We start from the raw sequence: 24040 nt of genomic DNA on the forward strand, positions 1-24040 counted from the left end.
CGCGTTATTGGTTTTCTCACCGGATGGCCTTGGATTTTACATTCTTTATCTCTATCACATCTTTAAAAAAATGGTATTAGATGCTCCTCAAAGCCAGTGCGCTTAGCGCGCGGGCGAAACTTTTGCGTTATATCATATAGCGCAGGGCGAAAACTTTTGGCTCTTATCATACTTTTAACCATTTACAAAACCGGGATGCTCCCTGGCTCGCTTCTGTTCTCTAGGCTCGGGGTTGCTATCGATAAAATCACTTAATTCTTTGAGATTTTGCTGCTCAGACATATTTTTCTATTCAGCCTATATTCCCCATCTAAATATTAACATACGACCTAACTATTATAACTTATAAATTTTTACAAATCATTTAGGATTGCTATATTTATTCATTACCTCAAGTTTGGTGATGTCCCTGTACCCGCGCGCTTCATCCCTTAATTCAGCAACGCCGACAAAATCTCGCCTGAAAATTCAGATAGCAGCAGCACAACAACTCGCAGCAGGAGAAGAAGTAAAAGGTAAACGGCTATTGCACTAATTAATAGATGACAAAATCTGCTGGTAAGCATCGATGGTTTGTTGGGCGATCGCCTCCCAGTTATAATGCTTTTTGGCATACTCTTGGCCGTTCAATCCCCGGCGTTGACGCTCCTGTGGATTCAGAAGTGCTGATTTGATTGAATTGGCGATCGCCCCTACTTCCAAAGGCCCCACCCAACCAGCCTCTGCTTGCTGTATGTCTTCGGCAATATGTATGCGATCGGAAATGGCGACAGGTAGACCGGCAGCCATCGCTTCTGCTACAGCAATGCCAAAGTTTTCGTAATAAGAAGGCAATACAAATAAGTCGGCTTTGGTCAACAGTTCAGCTTTAAAATCACCGCTCACAAAGCCCATTATTGTTGTGTATTTTGCTAAGCTTGAATTCTGAATTTGCACTTTAATTTTTGTTTCATAATCAGCATCTTGGGGATTTGAACCAGCTAAAATAAAGTGAAACTCTATACCCGCTCCTAAAATACTTTCTAATGCTAGAATTAACAAATCAAGCCCTTTTTTAGGTTCAATTCGCGACATAAATAAGATGATTGGCACTTGAGAGTTCCGCAATCTCTTAGGAAACAAACCTGCTGTCACCCCCAATGGAATCACCAAATCCCGTGGCACAGGCATCTTGTCTGTGAAGTCCAAACCAAATCTTTCTGAGATTTTAGCCTCTTCTTTACTTGTGAAATGAATTGCGGCTGCCCCTGCTAAATTAGGGCGTTCTAAAAGCGTGGCATAAATCTGTTTCAAGCGCTTTTTTTTCTGCAAATCGGCGGGGTCAAGCATACCGCAGGGACGCATAATATATGGCAAATGATGATATCTAGCAATTGTGGCGGCAAAGGTAGTTACTGGTGAGAAAAGAGCGTGAATGTGAGCCAGGTCAAATTGTCGCGCATTTTCATTTAACCACTGCAATAAACTCAGAGAAAACTTATATCTACGAAACGGAGAACAGCGGAAATAAATAATTTGATAACCGTTTTGTTTTAGTGATTGATTTAAGGGGACATCTAAGGGATGTTGACCGATATCTCCGTTAGAATCTGTGGTGATAATTGTGACATCAATACATCGGGAAGCCAGGGCCGCTGAAAGTCCAAGTACCATTTGACTTGGCCCGCCGTATACCAAGGAAATTGAGGGGATAATTTGGAGAATCCGCATGGGGGATAGTTATTTAAATCAACATACCAACATCTCCCATTACAAATTTAATTATCTGCAAAAGGTTGCCCGTCTAGCTGTTCAGCTTCCTCTCTTTTTGTTGCTGTAATTTGGGTATTGTGAGCCATTGTCTTGGAAAATTCATACATTTCACTGGCTTTTGCTTCCGCAGCTTTCACAATTTCAAGGATTTCCAGGAGTAGGCTTTCATCTGGTAATTGTTTCATGGCAATGCTTCTAATCTCTCAACTACTTTGTCAATCATAATTTTCGATTCTGGAGCCATATGTAGCAACCCTGCTAAATAATCTCCTGCTTTTTGAACATCTTCATCGGGCACACCAGCCATCAATACATTGCCCACAATGTGCTCTGCTTGTAAACGAGTACCTGCTACGTTGAATTGAAAATTGGTGATAGAAGAAAAGTATTGCATCAGTATTTCATTTTGGGGAAAAAGAGACATTGCTCTTCTAAGTGCAAAAAGTCCCTGCGTTGCTTGGCGCTCGCTATCGTCTAGTACCTGGTAGAGTTCGTCAACCAAAGAGCGTATGTCGGAAGGAATAGACATTTACTACAGTTTTTATTTAACACTTGCATTATACTGCTAAAAGTTACAACAATTCTTTGTAGAATTCCAATAACTGCTCAGCTAAAGCTTTATTTGTATAATTGCTCATCGCTCTATGATAACCCCGATCGCCCAAATCGGCCGCCAACTCCTGCCGCTCCATCAATTTCTGCAAACACTCTCGCAAAACCCCTACATTCCCTTCTGGGAATAATAAACCCGCATCGCCGACGACGTGGGGAATTTCGCCGCAGTCGGAACCAATAACCGGAATGTGACAGGCCATCGCTTCAATTAAAACGTGACCGAATTGTTCTTTCCAGCCCACAGCGGTCAAAGTTTTGAATTTATAGCTGGTTTGCGAAGGCAATACCAAACAGTTCATTAAGTTAATGTAGGGGGGAATCTCTTCGTGGGAAACGCTTTCTACCCAGATTATTCGGTCGCTGATTCCCCATTCAATACATTTTTCAGCGAGGTGCGCCCGCAATTTTCCTTGTCCTACTAACAGCCACTTCCAAGGAAGTTTTTTCAACCCTGCCAAGGCTTCAGCTAAAGTTAACAGTCCTTTTTCTTCGACAAATCGCCCTACAAATCCTACAACAAAATCGGTCGGTTCAATGCCGAATCGGCGCGATAAATCAGCGTCTTTACCAGTGCGACAAAACAAAGTTTCATCTACTCCGAGTTGTGGCATTACTTTTACCGCACCTTGATAGCCCCGCTGCCGCAAAATTTTAGATCCATCTAGGTTTCCTGCAATAATTCCGTCGGTGTGCTGAAGATTGTAATTTTCTAATACTGAAACCGGCCAATTCAATTTATAAGGCAGGTTCCACCAAGTAAATAATATATTTTTTGCTTGCAGTCTTAGCAGTTTGTTTAGTAAGATTAACTGAGCGCAAGCAATAGATTTTGAACCTTGTTCAACTTGAATTATTTGGGGCTGGATTTTCTGCAAGAGTTCAATTATATCTGTACCAAAAGTTAGCAATCCTTGATTGTTTTGACTAAAGTTGGAGAGGGGAACTACTTTAAAAGATCCTTTTTGATAAAATTGGGTTTCTATAATTTTATTTTGTACGCCTCCGGGTTTCCAACGCTGCGGCACTACCAGTGTTACTTCAATATCGGGTTCTAGGTTGGCTAATATCTTGAATTTTTCCCGATTAATGTCCACAATATATGTGTGGCTGGCAACGAGAATTCTCATTTATTGGGAAGGGCGAATGGGGAATAGGTAATTATTGAGCGTTAATCTTGTCTTGATGGCTATAACTTTGTCCATCATTCCACAGAGATTGAATTACTGTATTTATAGCACTGAGAAAACCCAAGATATAAAAAGCAAATCTAGTTATAATTTTAATGGGGGAGCCACTTTTATAGCAAGGCGGATTTCCCAAAACGTGGCAGTCAAATAGTTTGGCAAAAAATCGCAGGCATTGAAAAGCTGTTAAATTTTTCAATCCCATTAGAAAATGATTGTGATAAAATGTGACTTGATATTCGATCGATCGCGTGCTGACATCGTGACACCCGCCGCTTTCTTCCCCCAAGTGAACTAAACACGCATTGGGATCGTACCAAATTTTCATGCCCGTCGATCGCAATCTCAAACAAAAATCCGACTCCTCCCGCACCGCACTCCCTGCAAACCGCTCGTCAAACCTCAGCCCGCATTCAGCAAAAACCTGCCGGCGAAAAGACATATTACAGCCTCTAGCCGAGAGCACCTGCTGCGGTTTGACTGTATGCACCAAATCGATAAAATACCAGGCAATCCCGGCATCCATCGCTTCTGAGGGCAAATATTCGATCGCCAAATCCCCTCCTGAATTATCCAGTTTCATTCTGTCAAAAACCCTGCCCGCCACACATCCCACATCAGGTTTTTCTAAATAGTTGTCAGCGTGAGCCGCCAAAAAACCCTCTGGCAATTTTACATCATCATCAATAAATAAAATAATCTCTCCAACTGCGCGTCGCACTGCATAATTTCGAGCCGCAGGTAAACTCGCCCAATCTACTCTAAACCAGCGAATTTGGCCAGCATTTGCCAATTGCTCTAAATAAACTTGAGTTTCCGATTCGTGGGTGCGAGTTTGATCAATTACAAGCACTTCAAAATTCGGGTAATTTTGCCGAATCACATCAGCCAATGTCTCTCGCAGAGGTTGCTCGCGGTTGTAGGTGGGTATCACAACAGAAATCATCATCACACAATTGAGTGAAAATAAAGTTAAGGGCAGGCAAGATGCCTGCCCCACTCGTTATTTTTGGAGAAGTTGATTAAAACTCGAAATTAATAGTTATAAATTTTGATTTATGAATTTTGAATCAAAGGATTTTAACTCAAAACTCAACACTCAAAATTCACAACTTTTAGCAAGTCCCCATTTCCATCAGAGAGCTATGTGTTGCTGAACGGCTAAAACTAAATTTTCAGTCCAGAAATTAGCTAATTCGGCGCTGGCAGCTTCCACCATAACTCGAATTAGCGGTTCAGTGCCAGAAGCGCGCACCAAAACCCGTCCCTGTTCGCCCATTGCTGTTGTAGCACGATCGATCGCACTTTGCATTGCCTCGCACTCCTGCCATTTCAGGCGTTTTTCGCGATCGTCCACCCGAATATTTCGCAGCAACTGCGGATAAGTTTGGAAACTGCCACTTACCAATTGTGCCAAAGATTGCCCGGACTGGCGCACCAGCGAAGCCAAATGCAAAGCGGTCAGCAAACCGTCGCCGCTGACACCGTAATGCGGGCAAAGAATGTGTCCAGACTGTTCGCCGCCCAACATCGCACCGGTGCGCTGCATTTCAGCGTGAACATACTGATCTCCGACGTTGGTTCTAGTTAGTTTGCCGCCCAATTCTTCCCAAGCTCGCTCAAAGCCCAGGTTAGCCATTACAGTAGAAATAATTAAATTGGACGGTAACTGTTCCGAGTCGCGCAACTGCCGACCCCACAGATAAAGAATGTAATCGCCGTCAATCGCTCGACCTTTGTTGTCAACACACAAAACTCGATCGGCATCGCCGTCAAAAGCAAATCCCAAATCGGCATTGTGTTCCAAAACAGCCGCTTGCAAACTGTCGAGATGAGTAGAACCGCAGTTAACATTAATACGAGATCCATCAGGAGAGTCGTGCAAACAGATCACCTCCGCCCCCATTTGCGCGAACACCGCCGGCCCCAAACCCGCAGCGGCCCCCCAAGCCAAATCCAAAACTATCCGCATTCCCTCCAAATTCATCTTTTGCAGCGAATCACAGAGCGAAGTGGCATAATCTTTAACCAACTCAGACCGATGGTAGTGGTGTCCCCAACCCAAGCTAGCAATTGGAACCTTTGTCCCCCGGATTCCCGCTTCGATTTGTTCCTGCAACTGCTGCGACAGCTTCGAGCCGTTTGAGTCGAAAAACTTAATGCCGTTGTCTTCTGGGGGATTGTGAGAAGCCGAAATCATCACTCCGCCGACCGACTCCGAAACGCTTGCCAGATAAGCAACGCAGGGAGTGGGACACAATCCCAAATTCCACACTTCCAAACCGGCGGCCGTCAAACCCGCTGACAGTGCCATTGCCAGCATATCGCTGGAATTCCTGCTGTCTTGGCCCAAAATCACAGGCCCCTGGTTGGGGGAATTTTGGCGTAGAACTTGTCCAGCCCAGAAGCCCACTTGCAGGGCTAAGGGTGCATTCAGCAATTCTCCAACTTTCCCGCGAATGCCGTCTGTGCCGAAGAGTTTGGTATTGGGCAGGGGGAGGCTATCTCCCAACAAAATCGTATCGCGTTTGACTGGCTGTACCGAGTTAGCCGCCGGAAACTCGCTGCCACGAGGGCGCGAAGGTGTCTGAACCATATTCACTCCTTTAGGAATATTCACACTCACACTTTGGGTTCATGTTACAACTGAAAGTCTTTATTTTCAGCCTAAACTCCATTTATTTCGTCAATTGCTGAAGCAACTTGCTCTGACAACCTACGCACAAAGCTTAACTTCATCGGAAAAATTTGTATTGTATCCAAGGAAAAAAGTTTTAGTACCGGGGGCGCGCCCACGCCACGAAACCCGGTTTCTTTCTGCCTCCAGGCGTGACGCTGCTGCTGTTTGAGCCTGTTAGCCACTGCGTGTGTAGAAGGTTAATGCTGTATTGCCGTATATTTTATGGCGGCAAATTTCTAGGCCGGAAATCGGTTGTGCAGATCGCTCCGGGCTGTGTTCGATCGCGATTTCGCCGTTTGGTGCTAGCATTTCTTGGCTGGCGATCGTGTTTAACACAGGTTCGTACAAGTCGCTGGCGTAGGGCGGATCGAAATAAATGCGATCGAACTGCTGCCCCGCTAATGTCGCCAATTTCGCCGTCGCGTTTCCCCGCAGTATTTGGAATGTTTGGGATGAGTCTGCTACTTGCTCCCAGTTTTCGCGGATAATCGCACAAGCTTTCGCCGACTGTTCGATGCCAGTGACACTCGCGGCTTGCCGACACAAAGCTTCTGCACCCATCGAACCACTGCCGGTACAAATGTCAAGCCATCTGCAATCTGCGATCGTCCCTTGCCAAATATTAAATAAAGCTTCTCTGACTCGCGAAGGTGTAGGCCGAGTTGCGAGTCCCGGCAGGGTTTTTATTTGGCGGTTGCCAGAGATTCTTAAACTCATTTAGGAAGAAGGAATAAGAAAGAAGGAATAAGGAATAAGACTGTTAAAAATGTCAAACCCGGTTTCGGCAATCTACCGGGTTTTTCAATATTCATGCCACCTAAGCAGGTACTTTTTCCCTCACCAGACTGACAAAATTTGACAGCATTTGCAATCCCGTACTCGAAGACTTTTCCGGGTGAAATTGCACGGCCATCAGATTGTCTTTAGCTATAGCCGCCGTCACGTTTTGACTACCGTGAGTCACAATTGCCGATCGCACTTCCAAATCAACTGGATCGACATAATAAGAATGCACGAAATAAACCCAAGGAGCGGACGGTAATTTTTCCCACAACGACAAATTCGTCTGAGTAAATTGCAATTGATTCCATCCCATGTGGGGAATTGTCAAACCCGGTTCCGAGCGAAATCGGCGCACTTTTCCGGCAATAACGCCCAATCCCGGTTCTATGCCTTCTTCGGAACTTTCAAACAGAATTTGCAAACCCAAACAAATGCCTAAAAAAGGTTTTCCAGAGGCGATCGCACTTTTTATCGGTTCTATCAAATTGCGCGATCGTAAATTCTGCATTGCCGGGTCAAACGAACCAACTCCTGGCAAAACCACCGCATCAGCCTGCTCGATTATAGCAGGAGAATCTGTAATTTTTGGCACTGCACCCACATTTTCCAAGCCTTTACAGACTGAGTGCAGATTGCCCATGTCATAGTCCACTACTGCAATGACAGACATTGACTTACTTGCCTTATATTATCAATATCAGTATTATTGCACAAATATGACGGCGAAAATCCTGCTAACCTCATTTGATACTTGGCTTCCCCATCAGCAATCCAACTCTTCGGACGACTTATTAGCCAAGATTTCCCAAATCAAATCTTTGCCTGATTCCCTGACTTTTTTGCGGAAACTGCCAGTAGATTTTCAGCTAGCACCTAATTTAGCGATCGCCAAAATCAACCAACTCCAACCCGATACTATTATCTGCTGTGGCATGGCCGAAAGTCGGCAAAAATTAACCGTAGAATCTTGCGCTTGCTGCGATAGCGACATTCGGAAAACAGCAGTTAATCTCGAACCGCTAGTCGCTGATTTAGCTGCAACAGAAATCAGTCACGAAGCCGGAAAATTTGTTTGCGAAGCCCTGTATTATGCAGTTTTAAAACATATTTGCGATTCTCAAATAGCCGCTAAATGTATTTTCGTTCACGTACCAGTTTTAACTCCAGACAATGCTGACAGAATGGTCGATGATTTTTTATTAGTTATGCGACGCCTAACTCTCGCAAGTAAGAAATAGGTCGCTCTAATTCAACTTAAAAATTTGTTTAGTATTCAGAAACCCGGACTTTTAAAGCAACCGGGTTTCTCAGTGTTAGTTTTTTTTACTAACAACTGCCAACTGCCAAGTCATTAGCCGCCGTAATTCCAACCCGTGCTTTCTAGCAGCAACGGATTGCCTTCTCGGTGGACGCCTGCAGCCACAACTTCTCCCACATAAACCGTGTGATCCCCGTGTTCCACAGCACCGACAACTTTGCACTCGACGTAACCCAGAGAATCCGAGATAATCGGACAACCAGTTTCCGCGCCGGGATAAAATTCTACATCCTCAAATTTATTGCCAACGCGGCGCTGCTGCTTGAAGAATTTCTGGGCTAAGTCTTTCTGTTCTGCTTCTAGGAAACTCAAAGCAAAGACACCGCTAGCTTTGATCATGGCGTGGGATTTGGAGTCTTGCTTGACGCAGTTGACAACTAACGGAGGAGTAAAGGAAGATTGCATCACCCAGCTAGCGGTGAAACCGTTGACTTCCTCCCCGTCTTTGACACCGCAGATGTACAATCCGTGAGGGATTTTCCGCAAGATGGTCTTTTTAGCTTGTTCGTCTAGCACGGGCTTACCTGTTCGATCGATAATTCTACACCGCTCAGTTTACCAATGTCGGGCCCACAAACCCACCTGTCTTAAGGGCTATTCGCTAATATTGCCTTTTCCGATCCCAAACTTGACACCAGTTTTAAGTGAAAATTAACAACTCAAAACTATTATGAAACTCCATACTTTTTAAACCAATCTTGCATCCGTTTCCAACCATCCTCAGCTTCTTTTTTCCGGTAACTGGGGCGATAGTCGGCGTTAAAAGCGTGCGGCGCATCTGGATAAAGCACAATTTCGGAACCGCTGCTGCCAGTTTTGAGAACTTCCCGCATTTTCTCGACTGTATCGTTGGGAATTGACTGGTCTTTGCCCCCGTAAAGCCCCAATACGGGTACTTTCAAACTGGCTGCAATGTCGATCGGCTGTTTGGGAGTTAAATCCGTAGAATTGCCAACCACCCGCCCGTACCAAGCCACTCCAGCTTTGACTTTAGGGTTGTGGGAAGAGTACAGCCAAACAATTCTGCCACCCCAGCAAAATCCTGTAATTCCCAACTTATTAGTATTGCCTTTTCCTGACTTTTGTGCCCACTCTACGGTTGCATCTAAATCGGACATAACTTGAGCGTCAGGAACTTTCGAGACAACTTTACTAATAATTTCTTGAACCTCGGTGAGTTTAGAAACATCGCCTTGACGGGCAAACATTTCTGGGGCGATCGCTAAATAACCTAATTTTGCCAAACGGCGGCAAATATCTTGAAGGTGCGCGTGAACTCCGAAGATTTCTTGAATTACTAAAATTACTGGAAAATTGCTGCCGCTGGCTGGCATAGCTCTGTATGCTGGAATTGAGCCGTCTTTTACAGGAATTTTTACCTCACCTGCTATTAAACCAGCAGCATCCGTATTGATAACGGCAGTGGCAATAGGATGAACTGCTAAGGTAAATCCGGCGCTTAATGCGGTGACAATGATAAATTGTCTGCGAGTTAAATCAGTCATGGCGATTTTAGATTTTAGATTTTAGATTGGGTAATGGGGAATGGGGAATTGCTAATTGGTTATTTCATAATTGCTCCTTATTCCCTCTTCCGACTTCCATCGGACTGACATCCGTTACATCCGTTACATCCGTTACAGAATCCGTTGCCGAACTTTCTTCTTCCTGACATCCGTTACAAAATCCGTTGCCGAACTTCCTTCGAGGGTCGGAAAAGCCGATCGTGCTCTGGATGGTACAAGCGCGATCGCCCTTCTGCAGATTTTCCCAAGGCCGGACTAATAACGTACATTGTCGTTCTGAGCAAATTATTTTCGCGCGTAGCAACTGCCATTTTGTCAAGGGGAACTAGCACAATTTTTTCATCCGGCCAGCCCAACCGATAACAAATCGCTACAGGCAAATCCGATGGGTAATGTTCCATCAATTTAGCTTGAGCTTGTTCGACATGGCGAGCGCTCAAATACAGGCACAAACTCGCTTGATGAGCCGCTAAACTCGCCAATTCTTCGCGTTCCGGTACTTCTGTTCGGCCGCTAATTCGCGTCAAAATAATTGTCTGCACAACTCCCGGAACTGTCAACTCAATTTTAAGTTTAGCCGCCGCAAGTTGGAAAGCGCTAATTCCCGGGATTACCTCAAAAGCAATTCCCTCGGAAGCCAAAGCTTGCATTTGTTCGCCGACGGCCCCGTAGAGACAGGGATCGCCCGAATGGAGGCGGACGACGCTTTTTCCGTCCTGCACTCGTTCCACCATCAAAGGTACAATCTCTTCGAGGGTCTTATCCGCAGTTTGGATCACTTCAGCATCCGCGCGCACCCCCTGCAAAATTTGCTTTGGGACTAAGGAATCAGCAAATAATATGACATCAGCCGCAGCCAGTAATTTTTGAGCCTTAACAGTCAACAAATCCGGGTCTCCCGGGCCTGCACCTACAATGTATACCCCTGGAATTAGGGCTTCAATCTCTGTGAAACTCATGGCTGCTAAAAAATTTGCTAAATTTACGGACGCTTCCGGATGTACCTATTTTAGTTGGAAGTAATAGATGGTAGATGCACCCTGGTTTTGAACCCTAGAGACTAACCTCTCTGGGGTTTTTTATTGATCCTCTGGCAATTTCGGAGCGATCTTTGCCCGATCGCTATTGGGGGAGACAACATCGGGCAAAGGTCGATCTAGCAAATAAAGCCAAGCCAAACCGCCTAACCCTAAAACAATCCCAGTCAAGCTTACCATCTGTGCCGTCCGCAGCGGCCCGAACATCAAACTATCAGTCCGCAACCCTTCAATCCAGACTCTACCGGAACTGTAAGCTGCGATGTAAACCAAAAACAAAGCACCAGTTTTCAAGCGAATTTTGCCCTGCAAATCGCGGAAAAATAAAGTTAGAAGCAACCCAAATACTGTCAAATTCCACAGGGATTCGTAGAGAAATGTGGGGTGGAAGTATTCAAAATTAGCGTAGGCGGGCGGGCGGCTGTTTGGCGGAATATAGAGTTTCCAAGGCAAATCCGTAGGACTGCCAAAAGCTTCCGAGTTAAAGAAATTTCCCCAGCGTCCGATCGCCTGACCGAGAATTGCCGAAGGCGCGATTAAATCTGCCAATTGCCAAAAAGAAACTCGCTGAATTTTCGCAAAAATTAAAGCTGCGATCGTGCCACCCAAAATCGCCCCGTGAATGGCAATTCCGCCTTTCCAAATCGCAATAATATCTTCAGGCCTCTGGGCGTATTGCTGCCACTCGAAAGCCACGTAATAAATTCGAGCACAGGGAATAGCGCCCAGAACCAGCCAAATTGCCAAATCACCCAGCAATTCCGGGTTGACGCGGCGTTTTTGGGCCAAGTATTGGGACAGACTCACCCCAATCAAGACGGCAGAAGCTATCAACAGCCCGTACCAGCGAATGGCTACGGGGCCAAGTTGAAAGATAATTGGGCCGGGCGATGTAAATTGAAACGCTAAGGGCAACGCAAGAATATTTAGCACCATAAAAGTTGCATTAATTGTGATGGAAAGCTGTCAAATTTGCATACCCTTTAACAAACTCCAGAGTTTATTTTAGGGGGCTGTGGTCATTTACACGCAATATTTGGGGAATTTTACCAAAAATTAACTGGATTCTTGATTGTGCAGATTTCTGTCTTGAGTTTTCTTTGTGAGTCCACAATAAGAGACCCCTAACCCCCTTTTTTAAAGGGGGGAACCGGATTATTCTTAAAGTCTCCCAGATTAAGAGGGATTTAGGGGGATGGAGACTTCACCTTTTGGAGGATTAACGGCAGCTTTGGTCGAGAAGTTTTAATATAGAGGGTGGCTTTAAATTTTCTGATGACCTATGTCTCCTACTTCCGTTTCTCAGGTGTACTCTTCTGGTAATTCCAAGGGCGCGAATCAGTCTCGCAAGACTGCTGCTTTGGCTGTTGAGTCGGGTAAAATTCCGCCTCTGTTGGGGGCGAGTTTGGCTGAGTTAACGGAGTGGGTGCAGCAAAACGGGCAACCTGCTTATCGCGGAAAGCAGTTGTACCAGTGGATTTATGAGAAAGGTGCGCGATCGATCTCTGACATTTCTGTATTCTCGAAACAGTGGCGCGAGACTGTTGCTAAAATCCCGATCGGGCGATCGACCATTCACTATCGATCGGTCGCACCAGACGCCACGGTAAAGTATCTCTTAAAATTGGCAGACGGTCAAATCATTGAAACAGTCGGCATTCCCACCGATAAACGGCTGACTGTCTGCGTCTCAGCCCAAGTTGGCTGCGCGATGGGCTGCGACTTTTGCGCTACCGGAAAAGGCGGTTTCAAGCGCAATTTAGAAAAACACGAAATCGTGGATCAAGTCTTGACAGTACAGCAAGATTTCGGCCGCCGAGTCAGCCACATCGTATTTATGGGAATGGGCGAACCCCTGCTGAATTTCGATAATGTTGTAGCTGCTGTCAAGTGTTTGAATCAAGACGTAGGAATTGGACAGCGAAATATCACCATTTCTACAGTAGGAATTCGCAATCGCATCAGCCAACTAGCCGAACATCAACTGCAAGTTACCCTCGCCGTCAGCCTCCACGCTTCCAATCAAAGATTGCGCGAAGAGTTAATTCCTAGCGCCCGCCCTTATCCTTTGGGTGAGTTAATCGCAGAATGTCGGGAATATGTGCGATCGACGGGGCGCAGATTGAGTTTTGAATACGTGCTTTTAGCAGGTGTGAATGACTTACCGGAACACGCAGCCGAGTTAGCAACTCACTTGCGCGGTTTTCAGTGTCACGTCAATTTGATTCCTTACAATCCGATTCAGGAAGCTGAATATAAGCGACCGACTCCAAATCGAATTAACAGTTTTGTTGCGACTTTGAAGGAAAAGAAAATTGCAGTTAGCGTGCGGTATTCTCGCGGCTTAGAAGCAGATGCAGCCTGCGGACAATTGCGGGCATCCGAGGTTTAGAATTGGATTTTTAACCGTTAAAAATTGTCCGAGGTGCGTCAGAGTGCATTATTTTATCAATTATTGAGAAACTACATCCTGACGCACCCTACTATTTTATCTACAAGCGTTTAACAAGTATCCACCGCAACTCTAACGGCGGTGTTTGTTGCACAGAAAATAAATCCCGCCCGCTAGCCCAACTGACAAACCAAGGTGTCGGCGGCCACGCAGAGTCAGGCAAATGTTTTTGTTCGTATTCAATCACAGATTCATCAGAAATAATTTCTAACGGCAAACCCTCTATTGCTGCTTGCAATTCTTGTCGGGTAATCAGATAAGACCAACACAATTCAGACATTTGTTTTGCCATTTCATCGGGTTCGTACCCATCTACAGCTAAGAAAGCACTGAATAAGATAAACCCGCCGCTTAAAACAGCATCTGACATTTTGCCGAGGAAAAGACGAATTTGTTCGGGGTAGCGGAAATGAGAGAGAACTTCGGTAGCAATGGCTAATTTGTACCGATAAGTTTTCATCCTCAATAATGGATCTAAAACGTCGCCTTGGGTGACATTGATCGGCAAGTTTTCGGCGGTGGCTGCTGCTGATAGTTTCTCGGCAAATATCGGTGTTAGTTCGATCGCATCCACGGAATGGCCTAACCTTGCTAAAGGCAAACTATTGCGTCCTGGGCCCGCACCGACATCTAAAATAGGTGCTTTTCCGGGTTCGCCTAATTCGGCAGCAATGGCGGTGACTTTGGCATCGGGATGGCTGCCGAATAAAGGTTCGGGGCGAATATCCGGCCAGCTATGATATTTCTGGGCCATCGATTCGACTTGAATCTTGGTATTCAGAGTAATGCCACCGGCTAAACCGCTTTGGGAATTAGCGGGAAAATATGAGACTATTAGATTAGCGTGGGGGGAATTTTTGAATCCTTCTGCTAATGCGTTGGCGATTAATGTTCGCAAGTTTTCGGCTTGGGCAGCGTCGATGTTTTGTCCGAGAATGTTTAAGAAGTCTGACAGTAATTTAAGATAGTCATCTAGCATCGATGGCAAGCAAGGCAGATAGAATTCTCCCTTGAGGCCGATGCTCCTTTTGAGCCTTTCTTTGAGAATTAATTTCAGGCGATTGCAGTCTGTCAACGGCGGGCCTGTTTCGGGTGATTCGCTGACGGGCAATGCAGGGATAGATGCGGCACTGGTGAGGTTTTTAGTCACAATATTTTCGATTAGATTCGGCAATAAGTGCGATCGCACCGAGCATAATCTTGTGCTCTTGCACCTGAATTCGAGCGTGCAGTGTTTCTGCGGTATCATCAGGCAATACCGGCACCGCAGCCTGCATTAAAATAGGCCCGCTGTCTACTTCTAAACGGGCGATATGCACCGTACATCCGGTGATTTTAACCTTAGCGGCTAGTGCTTGCTCGACGGCGCGAATTCCTGGGAAACTCGGCAGTAAGCTGGGGTGAATGTTAATAACGCGATCGGGAAAAGCATCCAACAAAACTTTGGTAACAATTCGCATCCAACCCGCCATCACTACCCATTCTACATCATATTCTTGGAAAGTTTTGACAATTTTTGTATCTAATTCTTCGCGGCTTTTGCAGTCGCGGTGATTGAGCAGAATCGAGGGAATGCCGTATTTTTCGGCTCGGGCTGCGGCTTTGGCTTCGGGGTTGTTGTAAATTAATACTGGGATTTTAGCGTTGAGATCTTTGTTTTGGATCGCTTGGGCAATTACCTCGAAGTTGCTGCCGCTTCCTGATGCTAAAACTCCTAATTTTAATGGAGGATGGGCCGGATCGATCCCACTTTTGCCAATCTCAGGAGAAATCAGGCAGGCATTGGAATTAACAGATACTGGATTAGCGGTCATTCGATTTTAGATTTTAGATTTTAGATTTTGGATTGACCCCACGGATCAATTCGGGGGCGTGAAGATTTTAGATTTTAGATTTTGGATTGATTCCACGGATCAATCACGTGGCGGGTACCATGAAGAAATTCTTGGTCATAAAGATAAAAACTATTCACTCGTCTTCTACAATACAGGTAAAGGGTAATGTGTGCTTCGGCCCAGTCTACATGGAGATATTGTGTAAGTCCTAAGTATATTATTTTTTTTCGCTGACCTACTGATTCAATTCTATTCTACAATATTCTCAAAAAACTCTTCCCTGAGAATCGAATAAATTTTTAGATCCCAATATCTGTCTTTCACAAATAGGTGCTGTCGCAATATCCCTTCCCTTTGCATCCCCACTTTTTCCATCACCCGAGCCGAAGCAATATTGTTAACCTCACATCGAGCCATAATTCGATTCAGCAACATCTCCCGAAAGCCGAATTCAATCACTGCATTAACAGCCTCGCTCATGTATCCTTCGCCCCAATACCTCCTAGAAAGTGCGTAGCCAATTTCCGCGCGGCTGTGCGTCATGCTCCATTCCACAAATCCGCAAGTCCCGATAAACTTTTTCTCAGCTTTGTGGACAATTCCCCAATCTACAAGCTCTCGTCTTTTGTACATTTTAGTAAGTGACCTGAGAAAGTATTTAGTGTCTTCGAGCGAGGTGTGAGTTGACCACATTGTGTATTGTGATACTTCGGGGTTTGAGGCATACTCAAACATATCGCTGGCATCATTTAAAGTTATTTTTCGGAGCAGGAGCCTTTCAGTTTCTATAGTGGGTAAATGAGCTAATATATCGAGAAGGTTCATTTTGACATTGACCTATATTGTGATACCATTTAAAACTAAAAGCTAAAATTTACAAGCCAATGGTTCGGATTAAATTTGGGCGTTTTAACTGGTTGGATAATGATGCGATCGCAGCTTGGACTTTTCTGGCCCCGGCTTTGCTGTTTCTGGGTACTTTTTTGATTTGGCCGATCGCCTATTTATTTTACCTCAGCTTTACCAGCGGCAGCTTTACCCAGTCGGGAGTGCGTTGGATTGGCTTCAACAACTACTGGCGTCTAGTCACAAACCCGGATTTCTGGCAAATTCTCCAAAATACGCTCTATTTTACTACTGCAACAGTCATTCCCAGTTTAGTGATTCCATTGGGCTTAGCAGTTTTGCTAAATCGCTCGTTTGCTTGGCGAGGAGCTCTCCGTACCGCTTATTTTATTCCTTCGATTACCTCTTTAGTTGCAGTGGGCTTGGGTTGGCGGTGGTTGTTTCAAACCGAAGGCCCGGTGAATAATGCCCTAAGTGCGATCGGCTTAAATCCAATTCCTTGGCTTAGCAGCACAGTTTGGGCAATGCCAGTGATAATTCTGCTCAGTATTTGGAAACAATTAGGCTTTAATATGGTAGTATTTTTAGCAGGATTGCAAGCAATTCCGGTAAATCGTTACGAAGCCGCAGAATTGGATGGAGCTAATGCTTGGCAGCAATTTTTGTACATCACTTTACCCGGTTTGCGGCCGACTTTAGTATTTGCTACCGTCACTACTGCTATTTTTACTCTGCGGAGTTTCGAGCAAGTTTACGTCATCACCGGCGGCGGCCCTTTGAACTCTACTAATTTGCTAGTTTATTATATTTACGAGCAAGCTTTTTCGCAATTTGATTTTGGCTATGCAGCCGCGGCGGCAACTTTCCTGATGGCTGTAGCTTTGCTATTAGTCTATTTACAACTAAAAGTTTGGGGCGAAGATGGTTGATATCACCTCCAGTAGCATCCTTCGTGTATGGGCGGGGCCGGTTTACCGAATTGTTTGTTGTAGGCAATTATGGTTTGTAAAACCCGCCCCAACGCGCCAATTATACAATTAAGAATGCCCGATGCCCGATGCCCAAGGCCCGATGCCCAAGGCCCAATTACTAATTCCCAATTTTATATTCCATGTGCTCTGCTGTTTGTTCAGCTTGTGCTGTTCCCAAAAGCTTGCCGACAACGTGCAAAGACATATCAATTCCCGCAGCAATTCCCCCAGAGGTGATGATTTTGCCGTTATCTACAAATCGCTGATTTTCGATAATAGTTGTGTTGGGCGCTAATTCTCTCAATAAATCCAATGCCTGATGGTGGGTAGTTGCTTCCAAACCTTCCAATAACCCAGCTTTTGCCAAAAGCAGCGAACCCGTACAGACAGAAAGCACTAATTCTGCTGTTCGCGCACAATCTTTTATCCAATTAATAACTGCTGAATTATTGATTAACTTTCTTGTACCTTGTCCTCCCGGTACAATTAAAATATCCGGTGGCGGACAATCGGAAATCGTGCAGTCGGGATTTACGCTCAAACCGTTGCGGGCGTTTACAGAACCCGGATGTTCGGCTACGGTAGAGACGGCAAAAGGTCGTGAAGCGAAGCTATCCCGAAGGGAATCGCCCTTATTTAATTCTGATGCCACCGAAAACACTTCAAAAGGGCCTGCAAAGTCAAGTACCTCAACATCATCGAACATTAAAATAGCTACCTTCCTAGTTGCCATAAGACATACTTCTGATAGAGACCAAAATATCGGCGATTTGTTATCGTAGAATTGGTATAATTTAAATCATTAAAGCTATGCCGAAAAATATTCGCCATCGCGCCCTGAAACTATGTATTTTGTGTCTGGCTTGTGCCTTAGCAATTGCTGTGGCGCCAATTTTTACACCCGCTCAATCCACAACTCAATTAGAATTTCGCATTATTCAATTAGAACGTCAAATTTCTGAACTCAGAGGACAAATCTACAGTTTGCAGAATCAAGGTTCTAGAGTTAACCGGCCTCAGTCTTCTTCCCCTTCAGGTTCTGATCGCAAAAATCCTAGAACGCTGTCTGGAGACCCGATGTTTGATAATTTAGCAACTTTGGCAATTGAAACTAAGCAAGATGTTATTAAAATTCAAGAGCGGTTGTCAAAGCTAGAAGCGTCGAGAAATCGCTAGAGAAGTCATTAGTCATTAGTCATTAGTCATTGGTCATTAGCCATTAGTCATTAGTCAGAAGGAAGAGGGAAGAGGGAAGAAGTCAGTAGTCATTAGTTAGAAGAATGAAGTCATATTCTCCCCAACTCAAAACTCAAAACTCTCCCCCTCTCCCCCTCTCCCACTCTCCCATTCTCTGACGTTGAGGTCGAAAACAGCAGGGTCTGCTAAAAGTTAACTTGCAGAACTATTCAATGATATGGAAATAAAAGCCTGCAACCACAAAATTGATTGCTAACAGCAAGAGAAACCAGCCTGCGCGAAATGTGTAAGGGAATTTGCCCGTTTTCATCACGGAGTCGGATTTTAATTGGTTCTTCGCTATCTCTGGCATAGGTAAAGCTCCTAATTCATAATGTCACTCTATTTACAAATAGCAGAGAGCGTCGCACTTATGCACAATCCTCTAGAGTTATTTTTTGTAACAAGGAGTTTATACCGAGTTGATTTCAAATTAGTTTCAATCGCTCTCTCCGGCGTGGTAGGAACTGCGGACGAGAGGCCCCGATCGCACGCGCTCAAACCCCATCTCCCGGGCGATCGACCCAAAACGGTCAAATTCCGCCGGCGTCCAATATTTACGCACTGGGAGGTGCTCTAGAGATGGTCTCATGTATTGACCGAGTGTGAGCCGATCGCACTTGGCGTCCCGCAAATCGCTCATCGCTTCGACTATCTCGGCTTCGGTTTCCCCGTGCCCCAACATCAAACCGGATTTGGTGGGAATAGTTGGGTCATATTGCTTAACAATACGCAGAACGTCGATCGAGCGATCGTACTTGGCCCCCCTCCGCACCGGCCCTTGCAAGCGACGCACCGTCTCAATATTGTGGTTGTAACAAGCCGGTTTAGCCTCCACCACCGTGCGAATCCGATCTCGCTGCAACTCATCGAGCCCATAATTCTCCCCGTCGGGGGCGGGCACGGGGGCACCGCCCCTACCTGTTCCCCCCCAAAAATCCGGCGTCAGTACCTCCACTTCAGTATCCGGGTTTAAGAGGCGGATTTGGGCGATCGTCCTAGCAAACCAACCCGCACCCCCATCCGGCAAATCATCCCTCGCCACCGAAGTCAGCACCGCATAGCGCAAACCCAACAACTGCACAGCCTCGGCCACCTTTTTCGGTTCCTCCGGGTCGAGCGGCATCGGAGAATGACCTTTATCTACTTGACAAAAAGCACAAGCGCGGGTGCAAGTCGGCCCCATCAACAAAAAAGTCGCCGTTTTTTGCGCGTAGCACTCGCCCCGGTTGGGGCATCTCCCCTCCTCACAAATCGTGTGAATTTGCCGCTGTTTGATAATTTTTTGCACTTGGGAAAGTTCGCTAGCTTTGCCAACGGGCCTACGCAACCATTCCGGCATCGCCTCGATTTCACCCCGCATTTGGGCGGCAACTGCTTTGACAGTAGGAGTTTTAGGAGTTTGGGGCGACATAAAATTAAGTGGCGATTGAGTTAATTCCTTCGATCGTATCCGAAATCAAAGCCCCTGAACTTGTAGGAGTATCACCCGAAATCAGGATCGCGCCGAGGTGCAACAAAACTAAACTCGCCCAGAATTATGGGTAGAATTCTGTTAGGGATATACTGAAGGTTGCAAATCATCACTCATTCATTACTGAAGGAGTCAGTCGTGGCTGGTCAAAAAATCTTGGTAATCGATGACAGTAAAGTCATCCGCGTCCGAGTCCGAGAGATGTTGCCTCAGGGTAACTTTGAAGTTCTAGAAGCAAAAGACGGCGAAGAGGGACTCAAACTGATCCGTCAAGCCCGGCCAAATCTAATTATGTTAGATTTCCTACTGCCCAAAGTCAGCGGTTGGGAAGTGTATCAAAAAGTGCAAGCCCATCCTGAGCTTTCTAAGATACCTTTGGTGATCATGTCGGGCCGCGAAGAAGAGGTGATGGAAAAAATTCCGAAACCCTTTGAGAAGCATTTTTTTGCATTCATCGCCAAACCGTTTGAGAAGAAGCAGCTAACCGAGGCGATCAAATCGGCGATGGTACTGGCCAAAAAGAAACCAGTGCCGGAAGCCCCAGCAGCCGCCGCTGCACCCAGCTCTGGAGCGGGCGCCGCCGAAATTCAAGCGATGACTGCGAAAATGGCGAAAATGCAAGCGGAAATTGATGCACTCAAAAAACAAATGACTCAGGTGATTACGATCATCAAGCAGAAATTGAAATAATTCTGCTGTTTTTTGAAGGCACTTATGTAGAAGGAAACTTCCACACCGTGAAACTTTCAGTTGAGTCTCAAAGGCTGCGATTTTATCTGCATTTTTTTGCCAAATTGTTGGAGCGAGTGCGATCGCCAATAGCCTGCAACTGGTTTCTCAAAATCCCAGTGAGAAAATCAATTAAAAGTTAAAAATAAAACAAGGGAGGAAATTAATTATTAATTAATATTAGGATTTTTAATTCCCGCTCGTTCCACACTCAATTATTAACTCCTCAGTCTCATTTTTTTGGTTAATGACTAACGACTATTCCGATTTTTTGCCTCAACTGCGTGCCTCAACAGAGCAATTATTGAAAAGATTAGACTGCTTCGATCGAGCGCAGGTATTAGCGATAGGAGATTTGACCTTGGACGAGTTTCTTACCGGACAAGTAGAGCGAATTTCCCGCGAAGCACCTGTGTTGATTTTGCGCTACGAAAATACTCAGCAAGTACCCGGAGGTGGCGCAAATGCGGTCTATAATTTAGCCAAACTGGGAGGCAAAGTAAAAGTTGCTGGTTTGGTGGGAAAAGACGACCAGGGAAAGGCTTTGTGCGGTATTTTTGAGGCGGCGGGAATTGATACGGGTGGGATTTTAATCGATTCGCAGCGTCCAACTGTCACCAAAACTCGAATTTCCGGGCACGCGCGGCAGTCGGTGACTCAGCAAATTGTCCGAGTCGATCGCAAATCGGACGAGTTGCCGGATTTAGATTTGCAGTTGCAACTGGCAGACTACATCCGGCAGCAAATACCGACAGTAGATGCAGTGGTTTGTTCCGACTACGGCGACGGAGTTTTGACGAATTTGGCGATCGAATCGGCAGTGGTTCCCGGCAAAACAATAGTAGACGCTCAAACAAATTTGCAGCGATATTCTGGAGCAATGTTATTTACTCCGAACTTGCCCGAAGCCGAGCAAGCCGTCGGATATGCTATCAAAAACCCTGAAACTTTAATGCAAGCAGGACGGGATTTGTTGAACTTAACTCAAGCTCAAAAAATCCTGATTACTCGCGGCGAAGAAGGGATGACTTTGTTTGAAAGGGCGATCGGCGAAGAAATCAAAAATTCACCCCCTCCAACATCCATTTGTGAAAAGGGGGAATTTGCAATTCAAAGTTGGGACATTCCCCCTTTTAACAAGACTGATGTATTCGACGTAACCGGTGCTGGAGATACAGTGGTAGCAGCAATGACTTTAGCTTTGTGCGTCGGTGCATCCGGTTGGGAAGCGGCAGTTTTGGGAAATTTAGCGGCTAGCATTGTCGTGCGTCAATTCGGTACGGCAACGACGACTGTAGACGAAATGAAAGAAGCTTTGAAAGCAATGATTGATTACTAATTATTGGTAATGGGGAATCGGGAATGGGGAATGGGGAATGGGGAATTGGTTATTTGTGATTAGTTATTGGTTATGGGTTATTGATTATTAGTTACTCGTTACCCATGCCCCATGCCCCATGCCCCATGCCCCATGCCCCATGCCCAATTCCCAATAACTACTTACTCTTTTTCAAAATTTGTCCCTTGTCATCAATTGTCAAACCGCTATTGGGAAAATCGCTCTTTGTCAAACGGTCAATCAACCCCACAGTCCTAAAATTGTTATCAACAGCCGGCACACCTCGCCCGTCAAGTTGGACGGGGATAATCTTACCAGAAACAAAATCCCCTTGCGGAGTCATTTTCACATCCAAAATTAGAGATTTACCGAGTGCTCCTGCTGAGGACAAAGTGCGATAACCCAAAAAATTGCCCAGCGAATAAGCAACCAATTTCCCTTTATAAAGTTCCATAGCTCTGGGAACGTGCGGGCCATGTCCCAAAATCAAATCTGCTCCCGCATCAATCATCGTCCGCGAAAACAAAACCATATTTCCCCGGTTTTCTCCGTAAAAGAACTCAGTTTTATTTCTCACATTCAGAGCTCCCGTTCCTTCAGAGCCAGCATGAACTGATATCACTACAATATCAGCTTTTTCCTTAGCTTTTTTGACAACTTCTGAGCCTGCTTTCAGTTCCAGCAAAGAATTGTGAACGTCGCCGTAGTTGCTGAAACCGATAAAGGCAAAATTCACGCCCTTGACATTTTTATAAACAATTTGATTTCTTTTGCCAACAGCCTTCATGCCATTGCTGTCGATGTTTTTAATCGTGTCATTAAATCCCTGCTCGTGAAAATCGTAAGAGTGATTGTTGGCAATACTCAAAATATCAAAACCAACATCTTTGAAGATTTTGGCATAACTCGGAGGCGTCCGAAAGGCAATCAGCATTCGTCCGCCGCCTGCTTTGGAACTGTAAGGATAATCGGTCATCGTGCTTTCAAAATTGCCAAACAGAATATCAGCTCCTTTGAGGTACGGTTTTACCGACTCTAATAACATCTCTTTTTTTGCCGGCAGTTTGTTGTAGGGATAATTTGTACCGGGAACCATGTCGCCAACTGCTTTGATACTGACAGTTGCGGGCACAGTGGCAGGTTTTTTGGCAGCAGGGGAGGGCGATTTTGGATCTGGAAGGGGTTTGGCTGCGGCTGCTGGTGTCGAGCTCACTTCTTGTACCGCAGGCTTGGACGTTAGAGGGTTATTAGTAGCGGTGGTTGAGGATTTGTAAAGTTGAGAAGCCAGAACCAAGCCGGATATCGGTACGAGAATCAGACTCAGAGCACCTACTGACAGCCCAGATTTTTTAGTTTTAGTGCGGGCTAACTCTGGCTGCGGTGATGGCTTTTGCTGCCGTTGGTTTGTGGGTTTTGGAGTTGGGATTTTCGGGGGTTGGGGCGGAGATTGTTCTGGTGTTGGAGGGGGCGCAGTTGTGACATTTTGAGGTTTTTCTAGCTTGGGCAAAGTGACAGGAATGGGAGAAGCGGGTAGACTCGCGGCTACTGCTGCACTCGCGGCTACTGCTGCATTCACGGCAACTAATGCACTCACGGGTTCGGAAGTCAAGCGTTTTTTTAATTCTACCGTCTGAGTCCAAGCGGGCAATTGCTGGCCGCCCTGCCGCCCGTAAATTGTCACTGAGTAAAGGTTATTTGGTTGCAGCCGCTGCAACCCTTTGACTGCGACTCGGAGACAGGCTTCTTCTGCGGGCAATTGTTCTGCTTCCAGCAGCAGGTGCAGGGCGTCATTTTCCCGGCTGGCTTTAGCCGTGACGCCGAAGCTTTGGAGTGCTTGGCCGATCAGAAATGCGATCGCCCTGGCATCGCCTTCTTTTGCTAAATTTAAAATATCTTGTTGGCTCACAAACGCCTCTACTCTCACACTAGAAATTTAGCTCGATCTTATATCAAATTTGGCGGCTTATATCAAATTTGGCGGCACAGCATTAAATACCGATTGATTTAACTTAACTAAGTGGGTACCAATAAACAAAACGTTGGCAGAGGACGCCTGCGTGAAAGGGTCTACTCGCTCTCACTCTAGCTCCTAACTAAATCCGACCCTACTTTTATAAGATATTATGATTTTTGGCGCTTGCTAGCTGAATACAATATTTCCTAACGGTTATCTTAGCCGATCGCCCAAACACTTCTATCCGGCATAATTGCCCCCTTCAACTTAACATCGGTCAAATCAGTGCTCTCTTTATTACAGTATTTT

General features: G+C 45.6%; 26 protein-coding genes. 7 read left to right on the forward strand and 19 right to left on the reverse strand.

Translation table 11 applies throughout. The features are described 5' to 3' along the window. Positions 1-403 precede the first annotated feature (403 nt). Complete coding sequence (locus tag QUA77_RS09450; protein WP_333039834.1) at positions 404-535, forward strand: hypothetical protein; 132 nt, start codon at positions 404-406, stop codon at positions 533-535. Here the strand turns inward: QUA77_RS09450 and hpsP are convergent. From hpsP to hisH, 8 genes are all read right to left on the reverse strand, one after another. Next, positions 532-1710, reverse strand: coding sequence for a hormogonium polysaccharide biosynthesis glycosyltransferase HpsP (hpsP, locus tag QUA77_RS09455; protein WP_333039832.1), 1179 nt, complete (start codon positions 1708-1710; stop codon positions 532-534). The two genes, QUA77_RS09450 and hpsP, sit on opposite strands and share 4 nt — an antisense overlap. A gap of 47 nt (positions 1711-1757) precedes the next feature. Further along, complete coding sequence (locus tag QUA77_RS09460) at positions 1758-1937, reverse strand: hypothetical protein (RefSeq protein ID WP_332977946.1); 180 nt, start codon at positions 1935-1937, stop codon at positions 1758-1760. Further along, positions 1934-2281, reverse strand: a complete 348-nt coding sequence (locus tag QUA77_RS09465; RefSeq protein WP_333039830.1) for a hypothetical protein — start codon at positions 2279-2281, stop codon at positions 1934-1936. The genes QUA77_RS09460 and QUA77_RS09465 overlap by 4 nt, the downstream gene beginning before the upstream one ends. Before the next feature lie 43 nt (positions 2282-2324). Beyond that, complete coding sequence (gene hpsO / locus QUA77_RS09470) at positions 2325-3494, reverse strand: hormogonium polysaccharide biosynthesis glycosyltransferase HpsO (RefSeq protein ID WP_333039828.1); 1170 nt, start codon at positions 3492-3494, stop codon at positions 2325-2327. Positions 3495-3525: 31 nt separating this feature from the next. Beyond that, complete coding sequence (hpsN, locus tag QUA77_RS09475) at positions 3526-4500, reverse strand: hormogonium polysaccharide biosynthesis glycosyltransferase HpsN (protein ID WP_333449960.1); 975 nt, start codon at positions 4498-4500, stop codon at positions 3526-3528. A gap of 186 nt (positions 4501-4686) precedes the next feature. Beyond that, positions 4687-6147 (reverse strand): phosphoglucosamine mutase, encoded by a 1461-nt coding sequence (gene glmM, locus QUA77_RS09480; RefSeq protein ID WP_333449961.1) that lies wholly within the window; start codon positions 6145-6147, stop codon positions 4687-4689. Positions 6148-6405: 258 nt separating this feature from the next. Continuing rightward, positions 6406-6948 carry a 16S rRNA (guanine(966)-N(2))-methyltransferase RsmD gene (rsmD, locus tag QUA77_RS09485; RefSeq protein WP_333449962.1) on the reverse strand — a complete coding sequence of 181 codons (543 nt, stop codon included), beginning with the start codon at positions 6946-6948 and terminating at the stop codon, positions 6406-6408. A 100-nt stretch (positions 6949-7048) separates the two neighbouring features. Then, a complete protein-coding gene (gene hisH / locus QUA77_RS09490; protein WP_333449963.1) occupies positions 7049-7684 on the reverse strand; it encodes an imidazole glycerol phosphate synthase subunit HisH in 636 nt (211 codons plus the stop codon). Between hisH and QUA77_RS09495 the strand changes: the two genes are divergently transcribed. Continuing rightward, complete coding sequence (locus QUA77_RS09495; RefSeq protein ID WP_445242228.1) at positions 7674-8252, forward strand: pyroglutamyl-peptidase I family protein; 579 nt, start codon at positions 7674-7676, stop codon at positions 8250-8252. The two genes, hisH and QUA77_RS09495, sit on opposite strands and share 11 nt — an antisense overlap. Before the next feature lie 113 nt (positions 8253-8365). Here QUA77_RS09495 and QUA77_RS09500 read toward each other — a convergent pair whose 3' ends face one another. The 4 genes from QUA77_RS09500 to lgt all read right to left on the reverse strand — a co-directional run bounded on the left by QUA77_RS09500 (position 8366) and on the right by lgt (position 11831). After that, on the reverse strand, positions 8366-8848 hold the full coding sequence (locus QUA77_RS09500) for a flavin reductase family protein (protein ID WP_333039820.1): 483 nt from the start codon (positions 8846-8848) through the stop codon (positions 8366-8368). Positions 8849-9000: 152 nt separating this feature from the next. After that, the gene (locus QUA77_RS09505) at positions 9001-9837 is read right to left on the reverse strand and encodes a dienelactone hydrolase family protein (RefSeq protein WP_333449964.1); all 837 of its coding nucleotides are present in this window, start codon (positions 9835-9837) and stop codon (positions 9001-9003) included. 173 nt (positions 9838-10010) lie between these two features. After that, a complete protein-coding gene (gene cobM / locus QUA77_RS09510; protein ID WP_333449965.1) occupies positions 10011-10817 on the reverse strand; it encodes a precorrin-4 C(11)-methyltransferase in 807 nt (268 codons plus the stop codon). 120 nt (positions 10818-10937) lie between these two features. Further along, positions 10938-11831 carry a prolipoprotein diacylglyceryl transferase gene (gene lgt / locus QUA77_RS09515; protein WP_333185284.1) on the reverse strand — a complete coding sequence of 298 codons (894 nt, stop codon included), beginning with the start codon at positions 11829-11831 and terminating at the stop codon, positions 10938-10940. Positions 11832-12177: 346 nt separating this feature from the next. Between lgt and rlmN the strand changes: the two genes are divergently transcribed. Then, a complete protein-coding gene (rlmN, locus tag QUA77_RS09520) occupies positions 12178-13287 on the forward strand; it encodes a 23S rRNA (adenine(2503)-C(2))-methyltransferase RlmN (protein WP_333449966.1) in 1110 nt (369 codons plus the stop codon). A 100-nt stretch (positions 13288-13387) separates the two neighbouring features. Here the strand turns inward: rlmN and QUA77_RS09525 are convergent, their stop codons facing one another. From QUA77_RS09525 to QUA77_RS09535, 3 genes are all read right to left on the reverse strand, one after another. Beyond that, entirely contained in the window at positions 13388-14497 is a 1110-nt protein-coding gene (locus tag QUA77_RS09525; protein ID WP_333449967.1) for a class I SAM-dependent methyltransferase, read from the reverse strand. After that, on the reverse strand, positions 14490-15161 hold the full coding sequence (gene purN, locus QUA77_RS09530; RefSeq protein ID WP_333449968.1) for a phosphoribosylglycinamide formyltransferase: 672 nt from the start codon (positions 15159-15161) through the stop codon (positions 14490-14492). The genes QUA77_RS09525 and purN overlap by 8 nt, the downstream gene beginning before the upstream one ends. 270 nt (positions 15162-15431) lie before the next feature. Then, entirely contained in the window at positions 15432-16007 is a 576-nt protein-coding gene (locus QUA77_RS09535) for a GNAT family protein (protein ID WP_333340618.1), read from the reverse strand. A 59-nt stretch (positions 16008-16066) separates the two neighbouring features. Here QUA77_RS09535 and QUA77_RS09540 point away from each other — a divergent pair, with 59 nt between their 5' ends. Then, positions 16067-16957: a sugar ABC transporter permease gene (locus QUA77_RS09540; protein WP_333449969.1), complete on the forward strand. Its 891-nt coding sequence runs from the start codon at positions 16067-16069 to the stop codon at positions 16955-16957. Positions 16958-17117: 160 nt separating this feature from the next. On the opposite strand, the gene QUA77_RS09545 is transcribed toward QUA77_RS09540, so the two are convergent. Then, positions 17118-17732, reverse strand: coding sequence for a DJ-1/PfpI family protein (locus tag QUA77_RS09545; protein ID WP_333449970.1), 615 nt, complete (start codon positions 17730-17732; stop codon positions 17118-17120). A 77-nt stretch (positions 17733-17809) separates the two neighbouring features. Here QUA77_RS09545 and QUA77_RS09550 point away from each other — a divergent pair, with 77 nt between their 5' ends. Beyond that, the gene (locus tag QUA77_RS09550) at positions 17810-18175 is read left to right on the forward strand and encodes a hypothetical protein (RefSeq protein ID WP_333449971.1); all 366 of its coding nucleotides are present in this window, start codon (positions 17810-17812) and stop codon (positions 18173-18175) included. Positions 18176-18401: 226 nt separating this feature from the next. Here the strand turns inward: QUA77_RS09550 and QUA77_RS09555 are convergent, their stop codons facing one another. Both QUA77_RS09555 and QUA77_RS09560 read right to left on the reverse strand, forming a co-directional pair. Then, the gene (locus tag QUA77_RS09555) at positions 18402-18548 is read right to left on the reverse strand and encodes a photosystem I protein PsaX (protein WP_333062195.1); all 147 of its coding nucleotides are present in this window, start codon (positions 18546-18548) and stop codon (positions 18402-18404) included. Positions 18549-18674: 126 nt separating this feature from the next. Next, positions 18675-19649, reverse strand: coding sequence for a lipoyl synthase (locus tag QUA77_RS09560; protein ID WP_333449972.1), 975 nt, complete (start codon positions 19647-19649; stop codon positions 18675-18677). A gap of 198 nt (positions 19650-19847) precedes the next feature. Here QUA77_RS09560 and QUA77_RS09565 point away from each other — a divergent pair, with 198 nt between their 5' ends. Both QUA77_RS09565 and QUA77_RS09570 read left to right on the forward strand, forming a co-directional pair. Continuing rightward, positions 19848-20399 carry a response regulator gene (locus QUA77_RS09565; protein ID WP_190659700.1) on the forward strand — a complete coding sequence of 184 codons (552 nt, stop codon included), beginning with the start codon at positions 19848-19850 and terminating at the stop codon, positions 20397-20399. Positions 20400-20685: 286 nt separating this feature from the next. Then, positions 20686-21777 carry a PfkB family carbohydrate kinase gene (locus tag QUA77_RS09570; protein ID WP_333449973.1) on the forward strand — a complete coding sequence of 364 codons (1092 nt, stop codon included), beginning with the start codon at positions 20686-20688 and terminating at the stop codon, positions 21775-21777. A gap of 157 nt (positions 21778-21934) precedes the next feature. Here QUA77_RS09570 and QUA77_RS09575 read toward each other — a convergent pair whose 3' ends face one another. After that, positions 21935-23683: a CapA family protein gene (locus QUA77_RS09575; RefSeq protein ID WP_333449974.1), complete on the reverse strand. Its 1749-nt coding sequence runs from the start codon at positions 23681-23683 to the stop codon at positions 21935-21937. Positions 23684-24040 lie beyond the last annotated feature (357 nt).

It is taken from the genome of Microcoleus sp. K5-D4 (genome assembly GCF_036704575.1).
In the GTDB taxonomy this organism is placed as follows: domain Bacteria; phylum Cyanobacteriota; class Cyanobacteriia; order Cyanobacteriales; family Microcoleaceae; genus Microcoleus.

Bases quoted from the DNA above. Each gene is read 5' to 3' on its own strand.
- QUA77_RS09450 (WP_333039834.1), top strand. From the start codon at position 404: ATGTCCCTGTACCCGCGCGCTTCATCCCTTAATTCAGCAACGCCGACA.
- hpsP (WP_333039832.1), bottom strand. From the start codon at position 1,710: ATGCGGATTCTCCAAATTATCCCCTCAATTTCCTTGGTATACGGCGGG.
- QUA77_RS09460 (WP_332977946.1), bottom strand. From the start codon at position 1,937: ATGAAACAATTACCAGATGAAAGCCTACTCCTGGAAATCCTTGAAATT.
- QUA77_RS09465 (WP_333039830.1), bottom strand. From the start codon at position 2,281: ATGTCTATTCCTTCCGACATACGCTCTTTGGTTGACGAACTCTACCAG.
- hpsO (WP_333039828.1), bottom strand. From the start codon at position 3,494: ATGAGAATTCTCGTTGCCAGCCACACATATATTGTGGACATTAATCGG.
- hpsN (WP_333449960.1), bottom strand. From the start codon at position 4,500: ATGATGATTTCTGTTGTGATACCCACCTACAACCGCGAGCAACCTCTG.
- glmM (WP_333449961.1), bottom strand. From the start codon at position 6,147: ATGGTTCAGACACCTTCGCGCCCTCGTGGCAGCGAGTTTCCGGCGGCT.
- rsmD (WP_333449962.1), bottom strand. From the start codon at position 6,948: ATGAGTTTAAGAATCTCTGGCAACCGCCAAATAAAAACCCTGCCGGGA.
- QUA77_RS09495 (WP_445242228.1), top strand. From the start codon at position 7,674: ATGACAGACATTGACTTACTTGCCTTATATTATCAATATCAGTATTAT.
- hisH (WP_333449963.1), bottom strand. From the start codon at position 7,684: ATGTCTGTCATTGCAGTAGTGGACTATGACATGGGCAATCTGCACTCA.
- QUA77_RS09505 (WP_333449964.1), bottom strand. From the start codon at position 9,837: ATGACTGATTTAACTCGCAGACAATTTATCATTGTCACCGCATTAAGC.
- cobM (WP_333449965.1), bottom strand. From the start codon at position 10,817: ATGAGTTTCACAGAGATTGAAGCCCTAATTCCAGGGGTATACATTGTA.
- lgt (WP_333185284.1), bottom strand. From the start codon at position 11,831: ATGGTGCTAAATATTCTTGCGTTGCCCTTAGCGTTTCAATTTACATCG.
- rlmN (WP_333449966.1), top strand. From the start codon at position 12,178: ATGTCTCCTACTTCCGTTTCTCAGGTGTACTCTTCTGGTAATTCCAAG.
- purN (WP_333449968.1), bottom strand. From the start codon at position 15,161: ATGACCGCTAATCCAGTATCTGTTAATTCCAATGCCTGCCTGATTTCT.
- QUA77_RS09535 (WP_333340618.1), bottom strand. From the start codon at position 16,007: ATGAACCTTCTCGATATATTAGCTCATTTACCCACTATAGAAACTGAA.
- QUA77_RS09540 (WP_333449969.1), top strand. From the start codon at position 16,067: ATGGTTCGGATTAAATTTGGGCGTTTTAACTGGTTGGATAATGATGCG.
- QUA77_RS09545 (WP_333449970.1), bottom strand. From the start codon at position 17,732: ATGGCAACTAGGAAGGTAGCTATTTTAATGTTCGATGATGTTGAGGTA.
- QUA77_RS09550 (WP_333449971.1), top strand. From the start codon at position 17,810: ATGCCGAAAAATATTCGCCATCGCGCCCTGAAACTATGTATTTTGTGT.
- QUA77_RS09555 (WP_333062195.1), bottom strand. From the start codon at position 18,548: ATGCCAGAGATAGCGAAGAACCAATTAAAATCCGACTCCGTGATGAAA.
- QUA77_RS09560 (WP_333449972.1), bottom strand. From the start codon at position 19,649: ATGTCGCCCCAAACTCCTAAAACTCCTACTGTCAAAGCAGTTGCCGCC.
- QUA77_RS09570 (WP_333449973.1), top strand. From the start codon at position 20,686: ATGACTAACGACTATTCCGATTTTTTGCCTCAACTGCGTGCCTCAACA.